Origin of the sequence: Roseobacter sp. (assembly GCF_045106495.1) — a bacterium.
GTDB lineage: Bacteria > Pseudomonadota > Alphaproteobacteria > Rhodobacterales > Rhodobacteraceae > Roseobacter.
The window spans coordinates 1-23,274 of sequence record NZ_JBGCEQ010000061.1; the positions used below are offsets into that span (position 1 = coordinate 1).

A 23,274-nucleotide genomic window follows, 5' to 3' on the forward strand; every position below is an offset into this window, starting at 1 on the left:
GTCGACATCACTTTACCAGACGGTCGGCGCATTCTTGTTGAAGTGCCGACGGCGCTGACCGCTTGGTCAGCCTTTTGCAGGGTCTTGTAAATTGATCCCGGTTCCTTCCAACACGCGGGTCTGGCTGACATCGGGCGATGAACAGGAACAAATCTTTGGTTCGCTGGATCGGCTGACGACAAATGTTCAAGCCCATGTCGATGCGCTTACGTTAACGGATGCGCAGAAGGCGCAGGCGACAAGAAACGAAATAACCCGCATGCAACAACTGCTTCTTGAGGCTGGATTCTATCAGAGCGAGCAGTCGCAATCTCCGCATAACCCCGTTTTTCGGTTTATCTGCAATGCCTTGCGCCAGCATTAAGCCTGGTGCGTCAGGTGTTTGCCTCTTCTCGACCCAAAGGGGCGAAACCTTGTCGTTCCAGTCCAATGCTCTCCCACGCGATCTCTGCCACTGGCCCTTTTTTCCCTCCGTCCGCGCGAGCATTGGGGCCTGCTCCGGTGCTGTTGCTGGGAGTGGTGTTCGCTCTGATCGCTGATCCGGAGGGCGCGCAAAACTAGAAACCTGTGGCCAAGGCGGATCGCTGGTAAGTCCGGGGATCTGTCTTTGACCGGGCCGGTGCGGATCGCCTCCCCTTAGCTGGCCGGGCCACGTCGATCGGCAGGTTGACCATGCAGCGCTCGGGTCCGAAATTGGACAGGCTTTTGTCGGTCGTCGCCTCGGCTGAAGCGCCCAAGGGCTACAACTCGATTCACTGTTCAGCCAAGCGACTGCCCTGCAAGAAACCGGTTCGGATGACGCTGGGCGAGATCCCCGCGTGGACGCGCGCCACATCCGGCCAGAATCATGCCATCGGGCGCTACCAGATTATTCCCAAGACGCTGGATCGGCTGACGCGCGCGCTGCGCCTTCCTCGCTCCACTCGGTTTGACAAACACACACAGGACATGATGGCACGTCTACTCGTGGACGAGGCGGGGTTCTCGAAGTTCCTTACGGCGCGCATTTCACAGGATCAGTTCATGGACAATCTCGCGCGGGTCTGGGCGGGTCTTCCGGTGCGCTCCGGACGCTCGGCCTATCACAGATATGCGGGCAATCGGGCGACGATTTCACGGGCGCAATTTGCCTCTGCCATGCGCGAGATTTTCGGGTGAGTTTTGAGGCTATTTCACCGGGCGAAAAATACCTGTTTTGGGGCAATTTCTGGGTCGGACTTTAGGCTGATTTCGCGCTCCGTAACGGCAGCGGTTTTTGGCCCTATGATGGGCGCTAAATCCGCCCTGCCCTGCCCTGCTCTTCCCAAACCGCGCTAGAGGCTCTCAGTGAGGCGCTGTGTGGGTCAGATGCGCGGCACTGTTCTTGGGTCCCTTACCAGGACAAAAAAGAGGCGCGAAACAGCCAAGCGATCCGAGCCCCAGTTCGGACAACTTCGTGAGCGTAAGGGTGTTAGTTCGGGTTAGAAAATGTCGGTCTCCGGTGTCTTTGTGGCAGAACCAACTCCGCGCGCTGGCTCGGGCCGGTGTAATTTAGTCGGCACTGGGGGCGTCAACGCGCATGACCTTTACGCCTTTGTCTTCGGCTTTCTGCCCGAGGTTCATTGCGACGCCATTGCCGCCAAAGAGCACGGCGCCGACGGGCGCGCACCCGGTCCACCGTGTAAAACACTGTATCCACATCGGCCCAATCGGTTGAGCCTGGGACGATCAGTGGCACGCCTTCGATCTTGTTGGCTTTTGCGGTTTCGCGGCCGTGAGCCGTTAGCAGTTTTTTGGCCTCAAACACAACGCCAGTTTGTTTTGCCAGTTCTGACGCGCGCGACCCTGACGCGGGAATGAAGGCGTGGCCGATGATTTCATAGCGCAGAATGTCGTCGGTGGGGATTGCGAGGGTTGCGTCTTTTTCGGTGAGACCGAAGGCGTCTAACGATGTCCGCCACGGAAGCTGAAACGCCCAAAAAGACTGTTTGTGGAGAAGACCCAGCAAGCCCATATCAGAGCGGCCAGGTATATTGCCGAGTTCATCGCGCGCTCACGGACTCGCGTAATCCGCGAGCACTCCATAATTCCATATTTTTAGAGAGTTGACAAGCGTCAGGCAGTATCTGGGCTCCCCCCATTAAATTTTCTGATTGGGGGAAACAATATGACTGACATTCTTGGTGATGCCACGACAACAACGTCTCTGGCTCCGGGGTCGTCCCTGACCTCTGACATCGATTTTCTGGGAGATGTTGATTTCATTTTCACCACTCTGTTAGAAGCGCTGAGCTATGGGATTATCGCATCGACGAACAGCGCAACGATGGATTTACGGTTGCAGCTTCGGGACAGTGTGGGCGGCACCCTCGTCGATGGCTTTGGGGCCAACTGCAGCGATGCGGTCATCACGTTCACCGCCGCCACGACCGACACATTGTTCTTGTCTGTCTCGGACCGCTTTGCCGCCAATACCGGGGATTTCACCCTGACGGCGACCGCTGGCACGGATGAAAATCTGACCGGAACCAGTGACGACGACAAGCTGCTGGGTGGCGCTGGCAATGACACGTTGGTCGGGTTGCTCGGCGATGACCTGCTCGAAGGTGGCTCGGGCGATGACACGCTGAACGGGGATGACGTCCTAGCGGGTGAAAACGGCGATGGCAATATGATGGGCGGCATTGGCAATGACACGCTGCGCGGTGGCAATGGCGCTGATACCATGGATGGCAGAGCCCATAATGACACCCTGTTCGGCAATGCCAGTGAAGATAATATGTTGGGCGGAGATGGCGACGACACCCTGAATAGCGATCAGCAGAATGACACGTTGTCCGGTGATGCAGGCAAAGATATCCTGCGTGGGGGAGACGGGTACGATGTCCTTGATGGCGGGGACGGCGACGACACCCTCGTCGGTGGGAACGGCAACGATACTCTGATTGGCGGGGCCGGTGTGGACTCCCTGCGGGGTAATGCTAACAACGACATTTTTGTCTTCACCGACACAGCCGACTCCTCTGTCGGGGCAGAAGATGTCATTCTGGACGTGTCTGGTGTGGGCGGTGCAGGCGGCGATGTGATCGACGTCTCCGGTATTGATGCTGACATCACACTTGCAAGCGATCAGGCTTTTACCTTCCTTGGTAATGTGATTTCCACTGATGGTCTCGCCTTTTGGGGCGGGCGGTGTGTGGGTGCAGGATTTTGGCACCCAGACCCGCGTCTTTGCAAACGTGGACGGAGGTCCGACCGTGGAACTCGCGATAAAGATCAATGATAGCGCGCTCGAGACAGCCTCAGATTACATCGCAGGCGACATCATTCCATAAGTCCCAGCCTACGCAAGATTGCGCAAAACCAAGCCGCGCCGAATTCATGTGATGTGAAATTGGCGCGGTCGTCTTTTCAAAACGTCCGTCCCACCTGCGCAACGCACACACCCTGTAGTCAAGCTTATACGGGTGGTGTATACGGTGGCGCGTTCATCAACCGCATCGGAGCGGGCGTCCCCGACCCCGAACACCCATATGACATCAGGACGTCTCGCGTCACTTAAGGGCCTTGTTTACGCAGGCGGCGCAAAAGCAGCCGGTGCCCTGATATCCGTCGTCTTTTCGCTGGTCGCCGCCCGGATCCTTGGAGCAACAGAGGCGGGGTATCTGTTTCTTGGCCTAACGCTGTTATTTGTCGGCTCGGCCGTGTTTCGCCTTGGCTTTGATGCGAAACTGACGCGGCGCTATGGTGCGGATGGCATTGGGGCTGTCGCAAATCAGGTGCTTTCCCTTGCGATCACTGCCTCGCTTGTGTTTGCAAGTCTCATCTCGGGGGCCGGATTTCTGTTTGCGGATCAAATCGCAACCGTTGTGTTTGCCAAGCCGGATATGGCCTCGACACTAGGCTATATATGCCTTGCCCTCGCTCCGCTGACCTTGCTGAACACTCTTGGGTTTGCCTTTCAAGGGGTCCGCCGGACCGTCATGACCGTGTTCGGGCAGAACCTCGGGTATCTGATGTTTGCCCTGTTAGGGTTTGCGGTGCTTGGATATGGGGGGGGGCTGTCCCTGACATCAGCGCAGGGCGCGATCATCTTGTTGGTATCTGTACTTATCAGCTTTGTCATCGCTCTGGCGATTTGGCTTTGGCAACCGGGCACGCAACTACGCCCTCATCTGTCGATCAGTCGACCCGAAGCAATCTCCAACCTGAACCTCTGGGTGGCCATGTTGATGATCTTGACCGTCACCTGGTCCGGGATCCTGATCGGAGGTCGGTTCGTATCTGCAGCCGATCTGGCTATCGCAGCAGCGGCCCAACGTGTCGCCGTGCTTGTGGTCTTTGTGCTGCTGGTCTGTGACATGTTCGTCGCCCCGCAATATGCCAAGCTGTTTGCCGCTGGAGATCTTGCACAAATGCGCCGGATTGCACGCATCTCCACAGCAGCTATGCTCGCAGTGACCATTCCTCTTGTGACCTGCCTGATCCTGTTTTCGGATCAGGTCATGGGATTGTTTGGCAACGAATTCGCCGCCGCCGGGCAGGTGCTGACTATCTTTGTCATCGGGCAGACAGTGAATGTCGCCACAGGTTCTGTGGGCCAGCTTCTTACTATGACGCAATACGAGGCCGATTACCGGCGTGTCACGGCCCTAGCCGCGCTTGTCACGGTGACACTTACGCTGCTCCTTGCACCGCGCTTCGGGATCATCGGAATCGCCTTGGCTGCGACGATCGGCACAATCACGCAAAACGTGGTGGGCTACATCGCGGTGCGCAAGCGGCTTGGCTTTTTCCCTGGATTATGACAGTGCCTGCCTCCACATCTAAAGTTCGTGCCCTGCCATAAGTACCAGTGCGCGCGCGCGGGTAGTGTCGCAAATTTTTAGGTTACCTTTGCGCTTGTATGCGCTCTAGTCCAAAGGATGCGCATTGCTGAGTAAAGACTGGAGTTGAGATGTTGGTCAATTTCAAAGGTGCGCACAACCCGAAATCTGTCATTCTATACGCGGTCTATTTCTATATTCGGTTTGGCGTCTCGTATCGCGACCTCGAAGAGATTATGGCAGAGCGCGGCGTCACCGTTGATCATGCAACACTCAACCGGTGGGTCGAAAAGAATGCAGGCGCCATCGCTGATGAGGCTCATCGCCGGAAGAGACCAACATGCCGATCTTGGCGGATGGACGAAACCCATATTAAAGTCAAAGTCAAGTGGACGTATCTCTACCGTGCGATCGACAAGCAAGGTCAAACCCTTGATTTCATGCTGTCTGAACGACGTGATGAGGTAGCTGCGACCGCCTTCTTTGCCAAAACGATTGCTCGCAACGGTTGGCCGGACAAGGTTGTTATCGACAAAAGTGAGTCCGACGCTGCCGGGCTGTTCAATATGAATTGCCTACTGGTGATGAATAGATGGTGTTGGTTGATCGAAGTTCTGCAGGTAAAATATCTCAATAACATTATTGAGCAGGACCATCGTTTCATAAAGAGGATCACGCGCCCAATGCAGGCTTTTAAGTCGTTCAACTCAGCCGCCGCCTCCTTGGCGGGCATCGAAGTTGCTCATATGATCCGCAAAAAACAATTCGACCGATCAGGGCCGTCCGGCTTCGCGCGGTTCGCCGAGCTGGCAGGATAACTGTGTTTAGCTGAAGCCATCTTCTCACGTCATGCCAAAGTCTGCGACACTACCAGCGCTTGTCCAGTTGCCGTTTGCCATTCGGGTTTTAGAGGCTGACCCTGCACCAAATCACCGTTGGACGCGATCCGATTAACTGTATCAAAGAGCCCTGCAGTCCGGCTGATGGCTCGAGCCTGTTCGTGATCTCGCGGGCCTTGGTATCGTCTAACTTGAAAGGGCGAATCGCCCTGCCCTCAACCCAAACTTCAATGTCACCGTGCCGTCAGCAGGCGTCAAAATACCGCCCACAGAGATGTTATCACGCGGATCAACGGACATTGTACGGTCTTCGGCAGGTTGGATTTCAGCAAAGAAAGGTGCCACATCGAGTTTGACGGTATGCAACATACCGCACCTTCGTTACGAGAACCCCGGACAAGTGTTGACGATCTTTGTAATCGGGCAGACCGTGAATGTCGCGACAGGTTCTGTGGGTCAACTTTTGACCATGACACAATTTGAGGCAGACTACCGGCGCGTCTCGGCTTTGGCCGCGATTGTAACGGTGACATTGACATTAATGCTGGCCCCAGGCTTTGGGATCATCGGGATTGCATAGGCATCAACGATTGGCACGATTACACAGAACGTGGTAGGCTATCTTGCGGTGCGAAAACGACTGGGGTTCTTCCCCGGGTTATGACATCAATTGCGCAACAAAATGGAAACATGTGCCCTAATATGAATGATACCACGCGCGCACCCTTGCCGTCACCGCTGCCACAGCGTTCGCTTTCTTTGGTGGCAGGAGAACCTTTGCAAAGCCTCGACCTACCCGCCCTGTTTGGGGATGAAACTCCGAACCTGGTACTCGCGGAGACCTCCGCTCCCCTGCCGGATGGGCTGGTTCTAGTAGGGCGGGGTCTGCTGTCGGGTCTAGTTCCTGCCCGTGCCGCACCATTGACACTGCTGCTGCGCCCTCAGGATCCGGCGGACATCACTCTACGGCGGCTAGATATTTTCGTGCGCTGCCCATTTGTAGTAGAGGCTACTTGGGATGGCCCGCGTCTAGTGTTGTCGGTGTCGCAGAACCTGTTGGCTGACACGGACATATCCACGCTCACACAGCTATCACTCGGCGGGCAAGACCTGCTTGATCAGGTTGAACAGGTGTCCCGTTGCCGGATTATGCGTACGCCCGACGGGACCTATAGTCTCGACATGCCGCTGCAACCCGGTACACGCTATTTACTCAGCTATACTGTTCCCGAACAGGCCTCGCCGATCAAACTGACCCTGGTGGATGGTGCAGGCGGCCCACTGCCCAGTTGCGGCCTGCCCTGCTCTGCAGGCACGAACAGGGTGTTCTTGACCCCGGAACAGCCCATCAACGGTGTTTTGTTCCGTGCGGATGCACCGATAACATTGCGAAACCTGTACTGCGAACAGGCAAGCTGGAGCGTTGACATACCACGACAGCGCGCCGGAACCTTCCTTGTCTGGCGCGTGCAAGTCGGCGCGCACGAGACGGCAGGGTCCACGCAAGTCAGACAACCGGAGCGTTTATACGTCGCGCCATATGGTGAGGACCGCCCAGACCGCGGTGGGCCAGACAGACCGTTCCGCCACCCCGGTTATGCTGTTCGGCACGCCAAACCGGGCGATACGATCTATCTGCGTCCCGGAGTCTACCCTCCATTTGTCGTGTCACGTTCGGGCACGGCCAGGGCCCCCATTACAATGACAACCCTGCCCGACGAGACCCATCAGGCCATAATCAGCTCCGCCGGGGATACCTCCTTTCGTTTGGCCGGTATTCTGATCGAGGCACAGGATCACATCATCGTCCGCAATCTGGTGATCGAAGACATGTTGCTTAGCGGAATTTTTGTGCTGGGGCGGCAGGGAGAGATCCATGGCAATCACCTTTTGGCAAACAATGTGATCCGCCGGGTCGGAAATGCCGGGATCTTTGTGGCCGGTTATCTGCCACATAAAACTCTCGCCTATGACGATGTCCGCCTGCGGGACATTGTTATCGAACTTAACGACATCTCTCAGACCAACATCCCCACGCCCTACAATGACTTTAAGGGTGGGGTGAACGAATGCATCAGCGTGGCCGCCGGTGCCCGGAGTATCATCACCCGCCACAATCACATCCATGACTCCCGGCAATACGGCATCGATTACAAGCACGGAGTGCGGGACGGAAAAATCTATGGCAACCGGATCTGGAACATCGAACGATACGGGATCTATCTGGATACGGCGCGGCGCTACGTGGAGGACATCGATATCTTCAACAACGTGATTTCCCAGTGTGGGCTTGGCATTACGCTGGCCCGCGAAGCGGTGACAGACCCGGACGATCCTGTGCAAATGGCAGATCTGGTCCAGACCCTGCGCAACATCAACATATATGGCAACGTGATTTTTGATATCGAGCGCAGCGGGATCTATTGCCATGATCACCCCAAAGATCGCCCGACTGGCACAATTTCCGAGATTCGTATTCGGTTTAACACAATCGTGAATTGCGCACGCTCCGGTGTCGGCAATGAGGTCCGGCTTGTCGGCTGGACAGGCTCAGACTGGACTGGTGTATTGCGCTCGTTTGACTTTGTCGGCAACATTCTCTGGCACGACACCCCACGAGAAACTCACACTATCTATGATGAATTTTCTGGCCACCCGGAGGTTCTGATAGATCAGAACCTGATCGATATTGACCCCCAGTTTAGGAGCCCTGGCGATTTCAGGCTTGCCCCTGACTCCCCAGCGCGCAACCAGGTTGATGCGCGGTTTGCGCTACTAGCTCCCAAGACAGGCACAACAAAGGGGCGCCTGCACCGTATGCATATCGGCGCGCTGCAGGGGTAAGGCCCAATGCGAAAAAATTTGTGACTGTTGCACTAACAGGCGTATGCCATATTGGAGTCCTGCTGTTGCACTGGATCATGTGACACGAAATAGCTACGAAACGAACTGGATTTCACCCTGAACGCCTGGTCGCTTGTGGTAGATGTGGCTGCGTATGATTATTCTGATGGTCTCTAACCCGCTCAAGGTTGCCTTGGTTGATCGCACAGACCGGAAGCTACCGTCGGTAGCCAAGTATTCGTTTCATGGCTGCATGATCGCTCTCATTCAGATTGTTGCGGCATTTTCGGTCAATATGCCGAATGCTGTTAAAATGCGGATCGTATCGGTGAACGATCTCACGGATAACTCGACGGGAAGGCCGTGCTTGGTCGGTCACAATTGTCATAGGTCGGTGCTGCCGGACACGCTGAATTGCTTTGTTGAGAAAGGCTTTGACGACCTTTGTATCCCGTCTGGCGGTCAGGCGGAAGTCGATCATCTGACCGTTCACATCAATGGCACGCTATAAATAACGCCACCTGCCGCTGACGCGAATGAATGTTTCATCCACATGTCAATCAACGCCGACCCGGCGCAAATGCTTCTCCGTTCGTTTGGTCAATTCAAGGCCAAACTTCTGGACCCAGCGATACACTGTGGAACGATCCACACTGACATCTTGCTCAGCAAGCAGATCCAAAACGTCCTGATAGGACAGCAGATAACGAAGGTACCACCGCACTGGACAAAGATGATCTCGCGCGGAAAACGGTGGTGTTTGAACGGGGACTTGCCGGACATGCTGAACCTCAAAAGCCCAAAATTGGCCGCGGCGCTCATGCCACATTGTATAGACCCCATTCGGGACAAGGTTTTCGAATGTGAAATCCACGGTCCCCGCATTGTTCTCGCAGGCGTAGGTCCCACCCCTATTGGCCGTGAACTAATCCCCGAGTTTCAAGCCAAGCGGGCGCCCTTTGGGGTAGGCCCCGGTATCGGTGGTATCGAGGAAGTTGTGCTTCACCGCGACCGCTGGTGCGTAAACGCAAGTGCGCCAAGGGCATTTATGCGTCAAGCCAGCGACACAGTCCGGTGCTATCAGCCGATGACGATTGTTACCGACAAAGGCCACATCTATGCCAAGGCGATCGAGGAAATGAACTACGGAAATGGATCCGACGACGGAATTCGGCACATTGATCGAAAGCACCTTAGAAACACATCAGCCTCTAATTAATTCAAATTTAAACAATATTCACAATAAGTGCCCGGCAAGCACGAATTGTCCTCGGTGCAAAGATCCTAACGATTAAAGGTATGTGGCTTCTAAATAGAGATGGAGAATTAGTCTTGTTTCAGTTTGCAGAGTTGCGCCGTTGGTTCCTTACTGGCTTTGTTACTAATCATACAAAATCTAAGTATCAAAAAGAATCTGCGAGCATATGGAATTACTCGAAATTCAGAGAAAAATACGAACAGGTTTGCGCAAAAAAACCTGCTAATAGTTCAGCGCTTGTATTGTTTGTTGATGCGGATAACCTGAAGCAAATCAATGATACTCTTGGTCATGTTGTCGGTGATCAGTTGATTGCTGAAATTGAGAACACTCTTTTAGATAGTTTGCCCTGTGATGCCCTGGTTTGCCGAAAAGGGGGAGACGAATTCATCGCATGCGTCGTGGTAGATGATACCGAGTCTGCGGAGAGGATTGCCGAAGGTGTAACCTGTATGCTCAATACCCGACGCTGGATATTGGGGCATGAAATTCTTTTGAGTTGCTCTGTAGGTGCGACGATTTCCTCTGAATACAAGAACAACTTAAGTGCAGAGCTTAAACAAGCTGATATGGCCATGTATTGGGCTAAAAATAGCGGGAAGAGCCAACTGAAGTTCTTTGACAACATTTCTTGCGCAGACCTTTTAATGATTCAGGAACTGTCGGCATTGTTTCCCGCAGCATTGGAACGCAAAGAAATCATTTTCTATTTGCAACCGATTTTCCACATCTCAAGTCGAAAAATAGTTGGAGCAGAGGCACTTATACGTTGGCAACACCCGAAATACGGAATGATTAATCCCGAAAGCATAATTGGCATAGCCTCAAAGAGCGGGCGGATTTCTCAACTTGGTATTTATGTTCTTCGGCAAGCATGCCGCGCAGCATTGAATTGGCCAGTGGAAACGTTCGTTAGCGTAAACTTCTCCGCCTGTGATTTCCTGCATCCCGGTTTCCCGGATTCTGTGCTGCGTGAATTAGACAGTTTAGGGTTCGACAAGACTCGTTTGAAAATCGAAATTACTGAAGCTGAAAAGTTGGAGGTAAACGAAACTGTTCTTTCCACCATTACAAAACTCCGGCAAAATGGTGTCAGAGTGGGTATTGATGATTTTGGGATTGGTCACTCATCGATGGTCAGTATCGACAGCTACCCTTTGGATTTCGTAAAAATTGACCGATCACTGATATCTGATTGTGATAGCAGAAAAACTAGTAGAGTTTTCATCAAGGCAATCCATCAGGCATCCAAAAACCTTTGTATCGAAGTGATTGCAGAAGGCATCGAGACTCTAGCAGAAGCTGCAGTAGTGCGGGGCATTGGAATCCCTTACGCTCAAGGATTTTATTTCAATCACCCGGTAACACCTGAGGAAATGTCACAACTTTTTGACAAAAAAGCAGATGATCTCTTCATTCGAAAGAATCTTATGGACCGAAACTTAGCAAGGAATTCCCAGCAACAATGCAACAAATATGACATTCCGAAAATCGCTCAGTCAGAAGGTCGGCCTCAAGTGCCACGAAAGGAAGCGCGTCTTTGAAAGGGTAGTGTCGCAAACCTTGGCATGACGTGAGAAGGTGGCTTCAGCTAAACACAATTATCCTGCCAGTTCGGCGAACTGCGCGAAGCCGGACGGCCCTGATCGGTCGAATTGTTTTTTGCCGATCATGCGAGTGACCTCGATGCCCGCCAAGGTGGCTGCGGCTGCGTTGAACGACTTGAAAGGCATCGTCAAGTTGCGGTACATCTCAAGAGCCGGAACTTGGGCGCATGACCAAACCCAAGCAATCTGTTGCCTTTTCAGGCCACCGCTTTCCACCTGAAATCATCGGATACGCCGTCTGGGCCTATCACCGATTTCCCATGAGTTTGCGCGATGCTGAGGACCTGTTAGCCGCACCCGGTGTCGTGGTCAGCTACGAGACGATCCGCGCTTGGGTTGCGAAATTTGGGTCGCAATATGCCAAGGCGATCCGCCAGGAGCGCCCCAAAGTGGCGGACAAATGGCACTTGGACGACGTCGTCCTCCCAATAAATGGTAAGAAGTATTGGCTGTGGCGCGCTGTTGATAGCAAATGCAAGGGCACGCGACTGTACTCATCCGATTAACGCAACGGTCCCGTTTCAAGAGCTTCTGGCTGCCCAGGGGTGACCCAGACGGGCAGGTGCGGTGGTGTTGTCACATTAACTGCGTGCACAAAGCGAAATCGTACGGCCGGGATTTCAAGCTGCTTGTGTGACGGCATTCCAGGCGTCAAATGCTTCTAGGTGATGATAACGGATTGTGAGGGCAGAACGACGGCGAGAGGGAACAAAGAAGCAATTCCGAATGGCTGAGTGAATTGACACAAACCGTTGCAAACTGCCCGGAAAACAATATCCCTGCATCGCCCTTTCCCGTTTTCGAAATGGCAGATGACTGTTCTCGGCGCGGTTGTTTAAGCCCTTGTGCGACCGATGTTCGAGGCTTGGCGCGATTTCGCGTTTCGCCGCACCATAGGACCTCAACTTGTCCGTGATGAAACGTTTCGGCGAACGGCCCTGTCTCTTCATCACACTGCGCAGCAGGCGTTTCGCTGCGTTCTTGTCTCGCCTGCGTTGAAGGATTTCATCCAGAACGATGCCGTGCTGATCAACCGCTCGCCACAGCCAGAATTACGTCCCCTTGATCGTCACAACGACTTCGTCCAGATGCCAAATATCGCCAGATTGAGGCTCCCGTCGACGCAAACCACGTGCAATAGAGGGGCCAAACTTTCGGACCCAGCGCCGGACAGTTTCGTACGAAACATCAATCCCGCGTTCCAGCAGCATTTCTTCGACTTCTCGAAAGCTGAGATTGAAACGGCAATAGAGCCAAACTGAGTGACTGATGACTTCAGGCGGAAACCGGTGGCGCTTGTAACTGATGGTTGGGGTCTGCATCGCCATCAGCTACGGCCAAATAGCGGCGCAATCAACCTTAGGGAAGTTTGTGTGACAACACCCTCTGATCAATTCGACCGTGTTGCATGGATCAAGTTTGATGCGGAGTGGTCCCATACCCATTCTTTTCAGAAGACACGCTCATACGCCGCCCGACCGAGAGCTGTCATGCGGTTGAGCGCTTTTGAGGCAATTTGCGCTTCCGCGATTTGAGTGTCGAAATCACGCGCTTGCAGGCGATCGGCGATGACTTGCTTCCATCGTCCGATCTGTGCCTCAACCTGTGATCTCTGATTGTATCCTGCCTCGGTTTGCCATTTCATTCTGCCATGTTCGACAATGGCATCGATGTGTTGATTGCGCTGTGCATTAACCCGGCGCTTGCGCGTCTTTTTGCGCAGTTGCAGTCTCATTTCATTGTAAAGGCAGTAGACGCGCTTCGGGTTCACTTTGCGGAGAGCTTCCATGGCAGATTACGCCTCTCTTGGCATAGTGCCACGCAATCGCCTGCCGGGCAATGGACGAAAGCCTGAACGACCACATACATCGCTTGGTGGGTGACTCCGGCTGTTTACGCCATCTCAATCGCGCCGCCCGGCCTTCTTCGCGTGCACTATGTGTTGCGCCAAGAAGGGGGGAACGCGTTGTGCATGGGCTTGCGCGGCGCGATTTAATGTAGACGATCGTGTCCTGGCACATTAGAACACAGCGTTTGCTATGATCATTCCAATAATCTAATCGTCGGAGAATCTGCGCTTTATGGCCTATCCTAGCTTGGGACGCATTGCTAGCAACTCACTGGCCTAATTTCAGGGGGCTGGGTCAGCGATCTCCAAGGGGAACAAATCAAACAATGGCAACAGAACTTCGTATCTCAGTTAGCGATGCGGGTTTTCCAAAAAGGTAACCTTGAAAGTAGTCAACTCCCATGGCACGAAGAGCGTCAATATCGTCCTTCGCCTGAATCCCTTCAACAACTACCTCAAGATCCATAGAGCGTGCCAATCCCACTATGGCTTTCAGTATCCTTGCGCTCCGTTGCCCCTGGTGAATAGTTTGGATAAAAGACCTGTCGATCTTGAGTACATCAAACGGCATTCTTGTCAGGTACCCGATTGATGAATAGCCTGTTCCAAAGTCATCTAGTGCGAGCTTAAAGCCTTTGTCGTGCAGTATCGATAATTCTTTAGCAATAGTTATGTCGTCCAGAACCACGACCTGCTCGGTTACTTCTATTTCGATTTGAGTTGGGTGACACCCGTTCGCGACTACCTTGTCTGCAAATTTCACGGCAAATCCAGGCGTCATTAATTGAGCGGGCGAAATATTTATATTGATACAAATGTGTTCAAACTTCTTTATTTCGGCGCAAATTAAATCCAGAAGTGCCCAGCCAAGTGGCAAAATCAACCCGCTGGTTTCGGCAACGTGAATGAACTTCTCAACGTCAACAGGGCCAAGCTTGGGAGACGACCAACGTGCGAGAGCTTCATATCTTAATATTTTTTTAGGGTCCCTCGCCGATACGATAGGTTGATAGTGAATTTGGAATTCATTTGATTTGACTAAGGCTCTACGCATTTGCGCCTCAATCAGCTTGTATTCTAGATCCTCTGACTCCATTTCGCCGTCATAAAATACTACTTCTTGAGTCCTTTGTTTCTTTGCAGAGTACATTGCGCGATCAGCGCGACAAATAAGGTCTTCCTGATCCATCAATCTGCTTGTGGCAATGCCTTTCGAAGACAGGGCTTCAAACGTCACCCCTTTGCACTTTATTGGTTCAAAGGAGATTTTCGACAATTCACGACACTTTTCGCGAACTACCGTACCAAAGTCACTGGAAGTGCAAATGGCGATAAAAAATTCATCACCACCATAGCGCGAAACAAATGTCGTCTCGTCTACAAGGCCTGCTAGCCGTCTGGAGAACTCAACAAGAAACGCATCGCCTCCAACGTGTCCCACGGTATCATTGATTTGCTTGAAGCGTACTAGATCAATAGCCAACACTGCATACTTTGCATCAGCAAGTTGTGACAAACTGCCAAGGTGTTCTAAGAAGGCATAGCGATTGGGAAGCCCAGTAAGCGCATCGATGCGCGCCTTCTCAAATGAAATCGCTTCTTGCTCGGTAATAGCTTTCGCTTTACCAAGTAGTAGTCGCGCAGCAAAAAAAGATATTAAAACGAATGCGATGCTAATCCAACTCATTATCGGGAACATTTTTCTAAAAAGAAGTGTCCCCGGCTTCGGGGGCAACCATTCCAGCCAAGCAACCGGCTCACCAGTGACGTCCAAAACAGAAATATGAACAACATCATCAATTGGAGCATCGGTCACTACTTTTAGGTCTGAGAGTGAAAACTCTTTCTCAATGCCTGAAAGATATTGCTTTGACAGAATCTTACCAATTGCCCCAATAGCTTGAAGCTCCAAATTTATACCTACCAGCAATAGCTCATCTTCCGGCAACAAAAGGGAAGCGCTGAACATCACCAATTGCTCGTCACTAAACTCAAAATAGTCGACGGTTTGCCGCTGAGTAGAGTCCAGAAATTGAATCCGCTCACGAAGGGCTTCATGTACTGCTGGAGTAATAAAGCCATTTTGTGGATGCAAACCAAGGCCTTCGCGCCAAGATATGGGCTTGGGAAAAGGGCCGTCGAACAGTTCCGCGTATTGAAACACATCGCCGCGTTCGGCCGTTATCCCGTAATTTGATGCAAGTTTGTTGTATTCCAATTGCTGGGCATTCAGGAAGAGATCAGTCCAGTTGTGATAGTCGCTCGCGATTAGTGAAACCTGAGCCTGAAGAGCGCTAATTCGACCTATCATTAGCCTTTCGGACTCGTCCGCAGCTTCCGCGTCCATTTGCTGACGGACGGAGAATAGAGAGATCCAAACAACGGATATTACCGCCAGAAAGAGTACTGACATTAAAGCAATAATTAAGCTCGGAAGAGTATTTCTCTTCATTTTGCAAAGCGTTTTGAGCTATTCAATTGGCTTCTATCAAAACCAAGTACGCAGACTTCGGTATAGTCGCAAGTCAACTCGGTACCTGCTTTCAAGTCATGCTTGGCAAGCATCTCATCACCTAGATCCAAAAGGCTCGGGCATTCACTATGATTCATGAAAATGTCCCCATCGTTTCCCAGGCGAAACACTCCAAGATGCTTAAGGTACTCTGCATGATTAATGACGATCATAGCATCCTCTTCGGGAAATTGCATAACAAGCGAAGCCGGTATTTCCACGTCAAACATTGGATCGAATCTCCATACTAAACTTCCGGCTTTGATTGGTTCACGTGTAAACACCCCAAGCCCATGAATAGTGCTGCGACTCACATAATGATCCACGTGAAGCATGATGCCCTCTTATGGTTAATGCTTTATTTAGAAGTTTAAGCGTTTGAATTCATTAGGAAAACAGAAAGTACTGCTGCAGTTAAGCCGATAATTTGACGAGAAGAGAGTTCTTCGCCGAAGAAAAAGTATCCAACTGCAGTAAGCGCTAGAATCGTGGCTGCGCTGTATAGAACAGCAATTTGAGCCAAGTTGTGGCTTTGCATCAAGACGAGCCATCCGACAGCTGTAAACCCGTAAAGCACTACTCCGCTGGCGAACCAAAAAGACGTTAGCGGTGAGACCAGCGCGGATGCATACTTAAGAGCGTAGTCCCCGAACACAGAGAGCAAAAGTATACCTGCAAGAATCAAATAAGAATTCACTCACATTACTCCAATTACCGGTCATTCTCTTTCTGACGGTACGTTAGAATATGTGTATGGATTTTTAATTTAGTTCAGTTCAATATTTAGAATTTTATCATTTATTTTTAATGACCTGAGACCTGTTTCTCCCCAGCCTTTGGGAGAACCCGAGTTTTGTTTTCTGGCCTCATGCGGCCTGCTTTTGCAACGTCATTTTGTCTGCGAACTCGTTTGGTGTGAGATTTGCCAGCGACGAATGCGGCCGGTTTCGGTTATAATCCTCCTTCCATTTTTTGATCTCTGATCTAGCGTCCGCGAGGGACGAGAACAGCGTCTCGTTCAAGCACTCATCGCGGAAACTGCCGTTGAAACTCTCGATGAAAGCGTTCTGTGTTGGCTTTCCTGGAGCGATGTAATGCCAGTCGATCTTTGCTTTCTGGCACCATTTCAGAACCACTGCACTGGTCACTTCGGTCCCGTTGTCGCTGACAATTGTCTTCGGCATTCCGCGCACCTGAATGATTGCGTCCAATTCACGCGTCAGCCGCGCGCCCGACAGCGATGTATCCGGAACAAGAGCCAAACATTCACGGCTAAAATCATCTACCACCGCCAGAACACCGAACCTGCGTCCATCTGTGAACGCGTCCGAAACGAAATCCAGGCTCCAACGCTCATTGATGGTCTCTGGCACGATCATCGGGCGGCGTGTGCCCAATGCGCGTTTCCGGCCACCACGCTTACGCACCTGGAGCCCTTCTTCGCGATACAAACGCCGCAGCTTCTTCTGGTTCATGTAGATACCTTGACGCTCCAGCATGATGTGAACCCAAGCACTATGTAATACTTTGGTATTGTGGTGTTTCCTTCATTGTTCGATCAGGGTTTGTGCATCCCGCACAACTGTAGAAGACTTCTCATTTTCAGCAGTTTGTCCCTGAACCGGGCATTGAAGCTCTCGCAGTATCCGCTCTCCCACGGTGATCCCATCTCGATGTATGCATTCCTTGCACCAACAGCTGCAATCCATTCTCTGAATGCTTCGGCAATGAACCCTGGGCTGTTGTCTGACCTGATACAGGCAGAGACGCCGCGCAAAACAAATAGAATTTAGAGAGCATCTATGGCCTCGGTCGAATTCAACCGAGCTACTGTCAAATCTGGTGTTTGGGTGATCTTCATGCGGCGGCCTGATTTGCGTTTGATGGTTTGATGCCGTTGATAAAATCGACGCCTTCGATGACGTCGGCGAGGTGGGCAAAGCCGCGCAGTTTGCGCCAACTCTTTTCGGCGCACTGTCCGAGCTTGAACATCATGTGGAGCATGTCGTCGCAGCTCCCACAGCCTTTGGTTCGCCTGGTGCGATGGCGGATCGTGGCGAAGGTGCTTTCGATGGGGTTTGACGTGCGGATGCTCTGCCAATGTTGGGCCGGAAAGTCGAAGAAGGTCATCAGTTCGTCGCGGTCCTTGATCAGGCATTCGGTGGCTTTGGGATACTTCGCTTGATAGGTTTCGACGAACAGATCAAACGCCTTGTTTGCGTCCTCGCGGGTCTCAGATTGCCAGATGTCGTGCAGCATCTTTTTGGCCTTGGGTTGCGACAACTTGGGCAGGTAATTCAACACATTGCCTGTCTTATGCATCCAACAGCGCTGCTGGCGCGTTGTCGGAAATATCTCTTCAAGTGCTGCCCAAAACCCCATGGCCTCATCCCCGATAGCCAGTTTTGGTGCGTTGAGACCACGGTTCTTGAGGCTCAGCAGTACCTCCCGCCAGCTTTGAGTACTTTCGCGCACACCATCTTCAATGGCCAAGAAGTGCTTTTCACCGCGTGCATTTACGCCGATCACAACCAAGGCGCAGAGCCGATCATCGGTGCCACGCAGGCCGCTGTAGATACCATCCGCCCAGATGTAGACCCATTCATCGCGGCCCAGGTCTGTCTTGCGCCATTGGTCATAGTCACCCGCCCATTGGGTCTTCAATCGTGACACCGTCTTGGCCGAGAAACCCGTTGCATCTGGCCCAACCAGCGCCTTCAGGGCTGCGCCCATCTCGCCCGTTGAGATGCCCTTCAAGTAAAGCCAAGGCAGCGCAGCCTCGATGGTCTTGGCCTTTCTGACATAAGGCGGGACCAAAGCAGACTTGAAACTGACAGGTGCGCCCGTCTTGGATCGCACCTTCGGGATCCGCACTTTCACTGGGCCTATCCCGGTCTGCACAGCGCGTTCACGGTGATGGCCATTGCGCACCACCGCTGCACGTCCCTCAGGCGTTCGGTGATCCGCAAACTGGGCGAGGAAGGCCTCAAGCTCAGCTTCAACCGCCGTCTGGAGCAGCTCACGCGCGCCCTTGCGTAACAACTCTGTTAGGGGATCGGACACGGCGTCTCGACCCGCAAATTCGATAATGGTAGTGTCGTACATGGTGGTGCGTCCTCTTCGGTTGGCTGGTTGTGTCGCAACGACAATCCAACCAGATGCACCGCCAGCATTCAAATCACCCAAACACCAGATTCACTCATAGCTCAATTCAACCGCCTCTTGACTAAATAACCTATGACGTCGTGTCGATATCGGGAAGTGTAAGGCGCTAAATCACACCGAGTCCTATGCAAAGTGGAGTTTACCTCAAATTTTCGGCACATTGGAGTCTAGTGGTTTGCACCGCGTTACTATCATTTTTTTTCACGCCAGCGATACCCCAACCTGAGAGGCTATCGCATGAAGAAACAATCTCATCTCGGTAGAATGGTAGCTTGTCAAACCATTGTTTGGAACAAGCGATTGAAACAGCCTGAAAAATCGTCTGGACACCTAGCTTTCTTCGTATGGATGACTGAATCGACTCATTCCCACCAAACGTCGGGATAAGAGAGAGTGCTACTTCCGGGTTCGAATTGGTAGTCAATAAATGAAGGAAACGAAGTTCGTCGTCTGATAGAACGTTATCGTCGGAAAGACTAACTGCAGAATTGTAACAAAAGCACTCTATCGCAAGTTGAGCAATCGAACCTAAATCGAAAGCATTCAGTCGTATCTTAGCATCGGCAATTTCTTTGATGTCGCAAGTCGAAAAGCTAAGGGCTATTCGCGAACTATCAGGACGAGTAATTACATAGCAAACACCGTTCCGTCCGACACCGTATCTTTCCGCATCTTCCCAAAATGCTTGAACCACGGGGGAAGAGTTGCTTGCCTCTGAAAACAGAAAGCTACCGTTGGTTTTGTTTGCCTTTGCAAAGATTGGGTCCACGTATTGAAAAGAATTTCTTTGGTAGTGCTCTATCCATTCCGGCAAGTAGGAATTGCACATTCTCGAAGCAAAAGTGGGCGAATTGCCTTGATTAACTACAAAAAGGCAAAAGTGCTGAAAACCACAAGTGGTAGCAGCCCTCCATAATAGTAGCGAGAGTTCGTTCAGGTCATCGCATATTGAGAGCTCATCGGCTATTTCTTCGAACTCTTGAGTGCGAAATTGAACGACATCTGAAGATAAAGCCATTTCTTTAATGCGTTTCAAACCTTCAATTACATGATCGGGCAGTTTTCTCTGACCCCAGACAGTATCTTCCAGAATTACTTGTACCCAGTGTGTCATCTTTAATCCTATGCTGATTTGGCAACTTGAATCGGACAACCCCGTTATTGGCAAACCTGGTTAACATCGGCTAAATTCCGCCGATGTATTTTTCTGAAAAAAATCCATATTTTTTAATGAGCTATTAGCTTTTTGAACCTGTAACCCCCCATTTTCAACGGGGTCTATTAGTAGAAACTAAGCTGCTTTCCGTTTCTGTATTGGCGTCATTCCTCCGATCCCCGTGTTTGGTCTTTCGTTTTTGTATGTCCAGAGCCAGCTTGTGGCGTAATCCTGGACATCTTTGATGTTCTCAAAGTGGTATCGGCCGAGCCATTCGGTCCTGACTGTACGGTCGTAGCGTTCAACATAGGGGCTCTGCGAGAGCTTTCCGAGCTGGATGTACATTAGGGTAATCCCTGCCTTCGCAGCCCAGTTCTGAAGCGCACCGCTGATGTATTCCGGGGCGTTGTGCACCCGAATGGCCAGCGGCTTGCCACGCCAGCCGATGATCTGGTTCAACGCACGCACGACTCGTTCTGATGGCAAAGAGCAGTCCACTTCGATTGCCACCCCTTCGCGATTGAAGTCATCAAGCACGTTCAACGTTCTGAATGATTGGCCATCAATCAGCTGATCTGCCATAAAGTCCATCGACCACACTTCGTTTGGTGCTTCGGCACAGCAATGGCTCTGGCTTTTCCCGTGGCAGCCGTTTGCGCGGCTTGATCCGCATATTCAGTTCAAGTTAGCGAAAGACACGCTTGTTGTCTCATTTGAAGCCTTTGATGTTGCGCAAATGCAGGCCACAGCGGCCGAAGCCCCATGTCTTATTTGCCGCCGTCAATGTCACCAGCCAATCCGCGATCAACTCGTTCTTATCGCTCAGCTTTGGCTGATTCCGATAGCAGGTTTCGCTGATGCTGAACGTCCGGCACGTAAACCGAATGCTGACGGATTTGTATCGCACAGCTCATTGGGCCATCTCTTTGCGTTGAGACTGCCTTGATACTTTTTTCCAAGCGCTTCCTTCAGCAAATCATTCTGCATGCTCTTCTCAGCAAACATCTTCTTGAGGCGTTTGTTCTCTTCGTCCAACGCTTTCATCCGCTAGATCAATGACGCCTCCATGCCGCCATAATTCGCACGCCACTTGTAAAAGCTGGCCGTATTCACCCCATGCTTACGGCACAGGTCCGCAATAGGCGCACCGCTTTCCGCTTGGTTCAAAGTACCCATGATCTTGGCTTCGCTCTACTTCGATTGTTTCGTCAGAATCTCCTCGTTTGTCGTTGAAAATCCTACCGACAAACATCCCTACATTTCGGGGGGATTACCGTATCTGCAACGCGGTGAGGTCGGATTCGCCCCGAGTATCGTAGTCACATCTGTTCGTACGACTTCGTGCTTCATCGAACATGCCATGGTGGGCATATAGGACATTGAAGATTCTGGACGAACACGGCCGGAAATATCCGGCGTGCGCCAGAGGCCGCAATACCGTTGGACCAAAGACCAACCATGCATTAACCTCAAAATTGGATCACTCAAGTTTGGCTGCTCAGCGCCATCCGCACCGCACGTTTGCGTACTTCCAGTGAATATTTGTTCGTTGTTCTGTACATGACGCCCTATCTTGCTTGTGAGTTGGAGCCTCCAGCAAAACCGTCGCGGTTCATTACGATAGTTTAACGCGATCTCAGACCGGAGACTATCGTTCCGATATAGCCTAGGCTGATTGTGCAATAGAAATTGCGTTAATCCTGCAGGAGAAGGCAGGTCCCGCTAGCAGGTCGCACGGGTAACTGGTCATTAATTGTCAATTGCTAAATTGCAAATGAGCGACGTATTTACGGCGCTTGTTGTTTCAGAGGAGTTATCAATGAAACTAGATTGTCTCTTAGACGTCCTAATTGGTATGCGCGAATATGCTCGGGCAAATGGTCTGCCGCTTTTGGCCGAGCACTTAGATGACGCCGCGATGGTCGCGTTCTGTGAGGTGGCAACGTTAAATCAGCTCAATGACTCAGCCTCCTTCGATAGGTAGTTGTTCAATCTACCGATGGTATTGATACTTAAACTGAACCTCACCTAGTGAACTAGTTCGCCTTTATGGTTGGAAAACGGAATATTGGAGGTCTCCCTGATTTTGGTCCAGTCTTCATGCGACTCTTCAGGGTTCGTTCAGTTAGGCCGCATTCATTGCTCGGTGTAAAGTTTCCGAGAGATGAACGCGGCCTGTTTTCGTTGGAATTCATTCTCCTTTTGTTGATCCTACTCCGGGCGTCACCCATAGACAGAAATCATAATGCGTTGAGGCGCTCCTGGCGAAGAAGGCCGTTGAACGACCTTATGTACGCATTGTTTGTCGGTTTTCCAAAGCTGGGATTTCGAGAATGACATCCTTTTGAAAGGTTCACAGTTCAAGGTCGCGGGAGACGAACTCGCTGACCGGTTCGCACTCGGCTACGGCCCACCTGCTCGCTAAACCATTGTCCCGACGGACCAAAGGCTGGTCATGCACTAGCAATCAAATTGAACCTCTCGAGTGGGACTGATCTCGTCAATTGCCCTCGATCAAAAAAACGTTAGGTACCCTGTGCAACAAACGCAGATGAAGGATAGTGGGTCGGTACTGGTCCAAGCATCGTGATCGCTTATTCGATTTCATTTAGAAAGAGGTAGGAAAGCTCATGCCGATTTTCTCATTTAATTTGACTTCAAAAAAACCACCAAAGAAACAACTCTCGATTTAACGAAAAATACGACATCCCATCAAAATAAAGACTGGCTGTTTAACCAATCATCAATTTGTCCGAATCTATAGTGCTTGAGCTTCAATCTCTTAAACCGCACGAGGCAAACGCAGCAAGCACACTGTATCCTTGGACAGCACTCCATGGATATCTTCATCGTATACAGGTCGTCGATTCTGCATAGAGCAGTATTATCAATAAGTAAAGGAATACATGTCGTTCATGTTTTCCCTCATTCACGGTGGCTCATGTGAATCTGTATAATTGTTGACTGTCTTGTTGTTTGCGCTTCCAAAACTTCAGGAACAGGCGATGATTACGTTTAACACCAGCAACTCAACCTGGCAGAGCGAAGGCGATGCCCAAACCCAATCCGGCGCTGTGGATGTGACCGCCGGTCGGGTCAGCACGTTCGATTTTTCCGGCACGGTACTTGGGGTGTCCAGTGACCCGAACGGGGGGCATGTCACCATCAATCCCAATGGCACCGTCGCGCTGGTGATGACCAACCCCAACCAGTCAGGCCAGACAAGCTTTGACGTGCAA

Annotated in this window: 19 protein-coding genes and 7 pseudogenes; 11 read left to right on the plus strand and 15 right to left on the minus strand. The window is 51.6% G+C overall.

The window, feature by feature from the left end; all coding sequences use genetic code 11:
* Nucleotides 1–91: 91 nt before the first annotated feature.
* Entirely contained in the window at nt 92–364 is a 273-nt protein-coding gene (locus tag AB8B75_RS21860) for a hypothetical protein (protein ID WP_405365306.1), read from the plus strand.
* Nucleotides 365–672: 308 nt separating this feature from the next.
* On the plus strand, nt 673–1,158 hold the full coding sequence (locus tag AB8B75_RS21865) for a hypothetical protein (RefSeq protein WP_405365307.1): 486 nt from the start codon (nt 673–675) through the stop codon (nt 1,156–1,158).
* A 372-nt stretch (nt 1,159–1,530) separates the two neighbouring features.
* Here the strand turns inward: AB8B75_RS21865 and AB8B75_RS21870 are convergent.
* A pseudogene (locus tag AB8B75_RS21870) lies at nt 1,531–1,861 on the minus strand (hypothetical protein); the annotation flags it as partial.
* Nucleotides 1,862–2,146: 285 nt separating this feature from the next.
* Here AB8B75_RS21870 and AB8B75_RS21875 point away from each other — a divergent pair.
* The 3 genes from AB8B75_RS21875 (at nt 2,147) to AB8B75_RS21885 (ending at nt 5,623) form a co-directional block, all read left to right on the plus strand.
* On the plus strand, nt 2,147–3,262 hold the full coding sequence (locus AB8B75_RS21875; RefSeq protein ID WP_405365309.1) for a calcium-binding protein: 1,116 nt from the start codon (nt 2,147–2,149) through the stop codon (nt 3,260–3,262).
* A gap of 196 nt (nt 3,263–3,458) precedes the next feature.
* Nucleotides 3,459–4,787, plus strand: a complete 1,329-nt coding sequence (locus AB8B75_RS21880) for a lipopolysaccharide biosynthesis protein (protein ID WP_405365311.1) — start codon at nt 3,459–3,461, stop codon at nt 4,785–4,787.
* A gap of 149 nt (nt 4,788–4,936) precedes the next feature.
* Nucleotides 4,937–5,623 (plus strand): IS6 family transposase, encoded by a 687-nt coding sequence (locus AB8B75_RS21885; protein WP_405365313.1) that lies wholly within the window; start codon nt 4,937–4,939, stop codon nt 5,621–5,623.
* Between the two features lie 207 nt (nt 5,624–5,830).
* Here AB8B75_RS21885 and AB8B75_RS21890 read toward each other — a convergent pair whose 3' ends face one another.
* Complete coding sequence (locus AB8B75_RS21890; protein WP_405365315.1) at nt 5,831–6,013, minus strand: hypothetical protein; 183 nt, start codon at nt 6,011–6,013, stop codon at nt 5,831–5,833.
* A gap of 34 nt (nt 6,014–6,047) precedes the next feature.
* Between AB8B75_RS21890 and AB8B75_RS21895 the strand changes: the two genes are divergently transcribed.
* Nucleotides 6,048–6,224 (plus strand): hypothetical protein, encoded by a 177-nt coding sequence (locus AB8B75_RS21895; protein ID WP_405365317.1) that lies wholly within the window; start codon nt 6,048–6,050, stop codon nt 6,222–6,224.
* A gap of 122 nt (nt 6,225–6,346) precedes the next feature.
* Nucleotides 6,347–8,488 (plus strand): right-handed parallel beta-helix repeat-containing protein, encoded by a 2,142-nt coding sequence (locus AB8B75_RS21900; RefSeq protein WP_405365318.1) that lies wholly within the window; start codon nt 6,347–6,349, stop codon nt 8,486–8,488.
* Between the two features lie 217 nt (nt 8,489–8,705).
* Here the strand turns inward: AB8B75_RS21900 and AB8B75_RS21905 are convergent, their stop codons facing one another.
* Nucleotides 8,706–8,969: a DDE-type integrase/transposase/recombinase gene (locus AB8B75_RS21905; protein WP_405365319.1), complete on the minus strand. Its 264-nt coding sequence runs from the start codon at nt 8,967–8,969 to the stop codon at nt 8,706–8,708.
* A gap of 300 nt (nt 8,970–9,269) precedes the next feature.
* Between AB8B75_RS21905 and AB8B75_RS21910 the strand changes: the two genes are divergently transcribed.
* Both AB8B75_RS21910 and AB8B75_RS21915 read left to right on the plus strand, forming a co-directional pair.
* A complete protein-coding gene (locus tag AB8B75_RS21910; RefSeq protein WP_405365321.1) occupies nt 9,270–9,707 on the plus strand; it encodes a DDE-type integrase/transposase/recombinase in 438 nt (145 codons plus the stop codon).
* 113 nt (nt 9,708–9,820) lie between these two features.
* A complete protein-coding gene (locus tag AB8B75_RS21915) occupies nt 9,821–11,290 on the plus strand; it encodes a putative bifunctional diguanylate cyclase/phosphodiesterase (protein ID WP_405365323.1) in 1,470 nt (489 codons plus the stop codon).
* Nucleotides 11,291–11,347: 57 nt separating this feature from the next.
* On the opposite strand, the gene AB8B75_RS21920 is transcribed toward AB8B75_RS21915, so the two are convergent.
* Nucleotides 11,348–11,479, minus strand: coding sequence for a hypothetical protein (locus AB8B75_RS21920; RefSeq protein WP_405365325.1), 132 nt, complete (start codon nt 11,477–11,479; stop codon nt 11,348–11,350).
* A gap of 41 nt (nt 11,480–11,520) precedes the next feature.
* On the opposite strand from AB8B75_RS21920, the pseudogene AB8B75_RS21925 reads away from it, so the two are divergent.
* Nucleotides 11,521–11,823, plus strand: a pseudogene (locus tag AB8B75_RS21925) (transposase); the annotation flags it as partial.
* 150 nt (nt 11,824–11,973) lie between these two features.
* Here AB8B75_RS21925 and AB8B75_RS21930 read toward each other — a convergent pair.
* The 11 genes and pseudogenes from AB8B75_RS21930 to AB8B75_RS21980 form a co-directional block, all read right to left on the minus strand.
* A pseudogene (locus AB8B75_RS21930) lies at nt 11,974–12,675 on the minus strand (IS6 family transposase).
* 128 nt (nt 12,676–12,803) lie between these two features.
* The gene (locus tag AB8B75_RS21935; RefSeq protein WP_405365327.1) at nt 12,804–13,142 is read right to left on the minus strand and encodes a hypothetical protein; all 339 of its coding nucleotides are present in this window, start codon (nt 13,140–13,142) and stop codon (nt 12,804–12,806) included.
* Between the two features lie 379 nt (nt 13,143–13,521).
* Nucleotides 13,522–15,654 (minus strand): putative bifunctional diguanylate cyclase/phosphodiesterase, encoded by a 2,133-nt coding sequence (locus AB8B75_RS21940; protein WP_405365329.1) that lies wholly within the window; start codon nt 15,652–15,654, stop codon nt 13,522–13,524.
* Nucleotides 15,651–16,049: an SET domain-containing protein-lysine N-methyltransferase gene (locus AB8B75_RS21945; protein WP_405365331.1), complete on the minus strand. Its 399-nt coding sequence runs from the start codon at nt 16,047–16,049 to the stop codon at nt 15,651–15,653. Before AB8B75_RS21945 ends, AB8B75_RS21940 begins: the two co-directional genes overlap by 4 nt.
* Nucleotides 16,050–16,084: 35 nt before the next feature.
* Nucleotides 16,085–16,411: a hypothetical protein gene (locus AB8B75_RS21950; RefSeq protein ID WP_405365333.1), complete on the minus strand. Its 327-nt coding sequence runs from the start codon at nt 16,409–16,411 to the stop codon at nt 16,085–16,087.
* Nucleotides 16,412–16,580: 169 nt separating this feature from the next.
* Nucleotides 16,581–17,222: pseudogene (locus AB8B75_RS21955) on the minus strand (IS3 family transposase); the annotation flags it as partial.
* Nucleotides 17,223–17,264: 42 nt separating this feature from the next.
* A pseudogene (locus AB8B75_RS21960) lies at nt 17,265–17,539 on the minus strand (integrase core domain-containing protein); the annotation flags it as partial.
* A 32-nt stretch (nt 17,540–17,571) separates the two neighbouring features.
* Nucleotides 17,572–18,819 carry an IS256 family transposase gene (locus AB8B75_RS21965; RefSeq protein WP_405365335.1) on the minus strand — a complete coding sequence of 416 codons (1,248 nt, stop codon included), beginning with the start codon at nt 18,817–18,819 and terminating at the stop codon, nt 17,572–17,574.
* 199 nt (nt 18,820–19,018) lie between these two features.
* Nucleotides 19,019–19,993, minus strand: coding sequence for an autoinducer binding domain-containing protein (locus AB8B75_RS21970; RefSeq protein WP_405365337.1), 975 nt, complete (start codon nt 19,991–19,993; stop codon nt 19,019–19,021).
* 177 nt (nt 19,994–20,170) lie between these two features.
* A pseudogene (locus tag AB8B75_RS21975) lies at nt 20,171–21,214 on the minus strand (IS3 family transposase).
* 965 nt (nt 21,215–22,179) lie between these two features.
* Nucleotides 22,180–22,350: pseudogene (locus AB8B75_RS21980) on the minus strand (integrase core domain-containing protein); the annotation flags it as partial.
* Between the two features lie 690 nt (nt 22,351–23,040).
* Here AB8B75_RS21980 and AB8B75_RS21985 point away from each other — a divergent pair.
* Nucleotides 23,041–23,274: hypothetical protein (locus AB8B75_RS21985; RefSeq protein ID WP_405365339.1), on the plus strand; the 234-nt coding region annotated here is incomplete at its 3' end.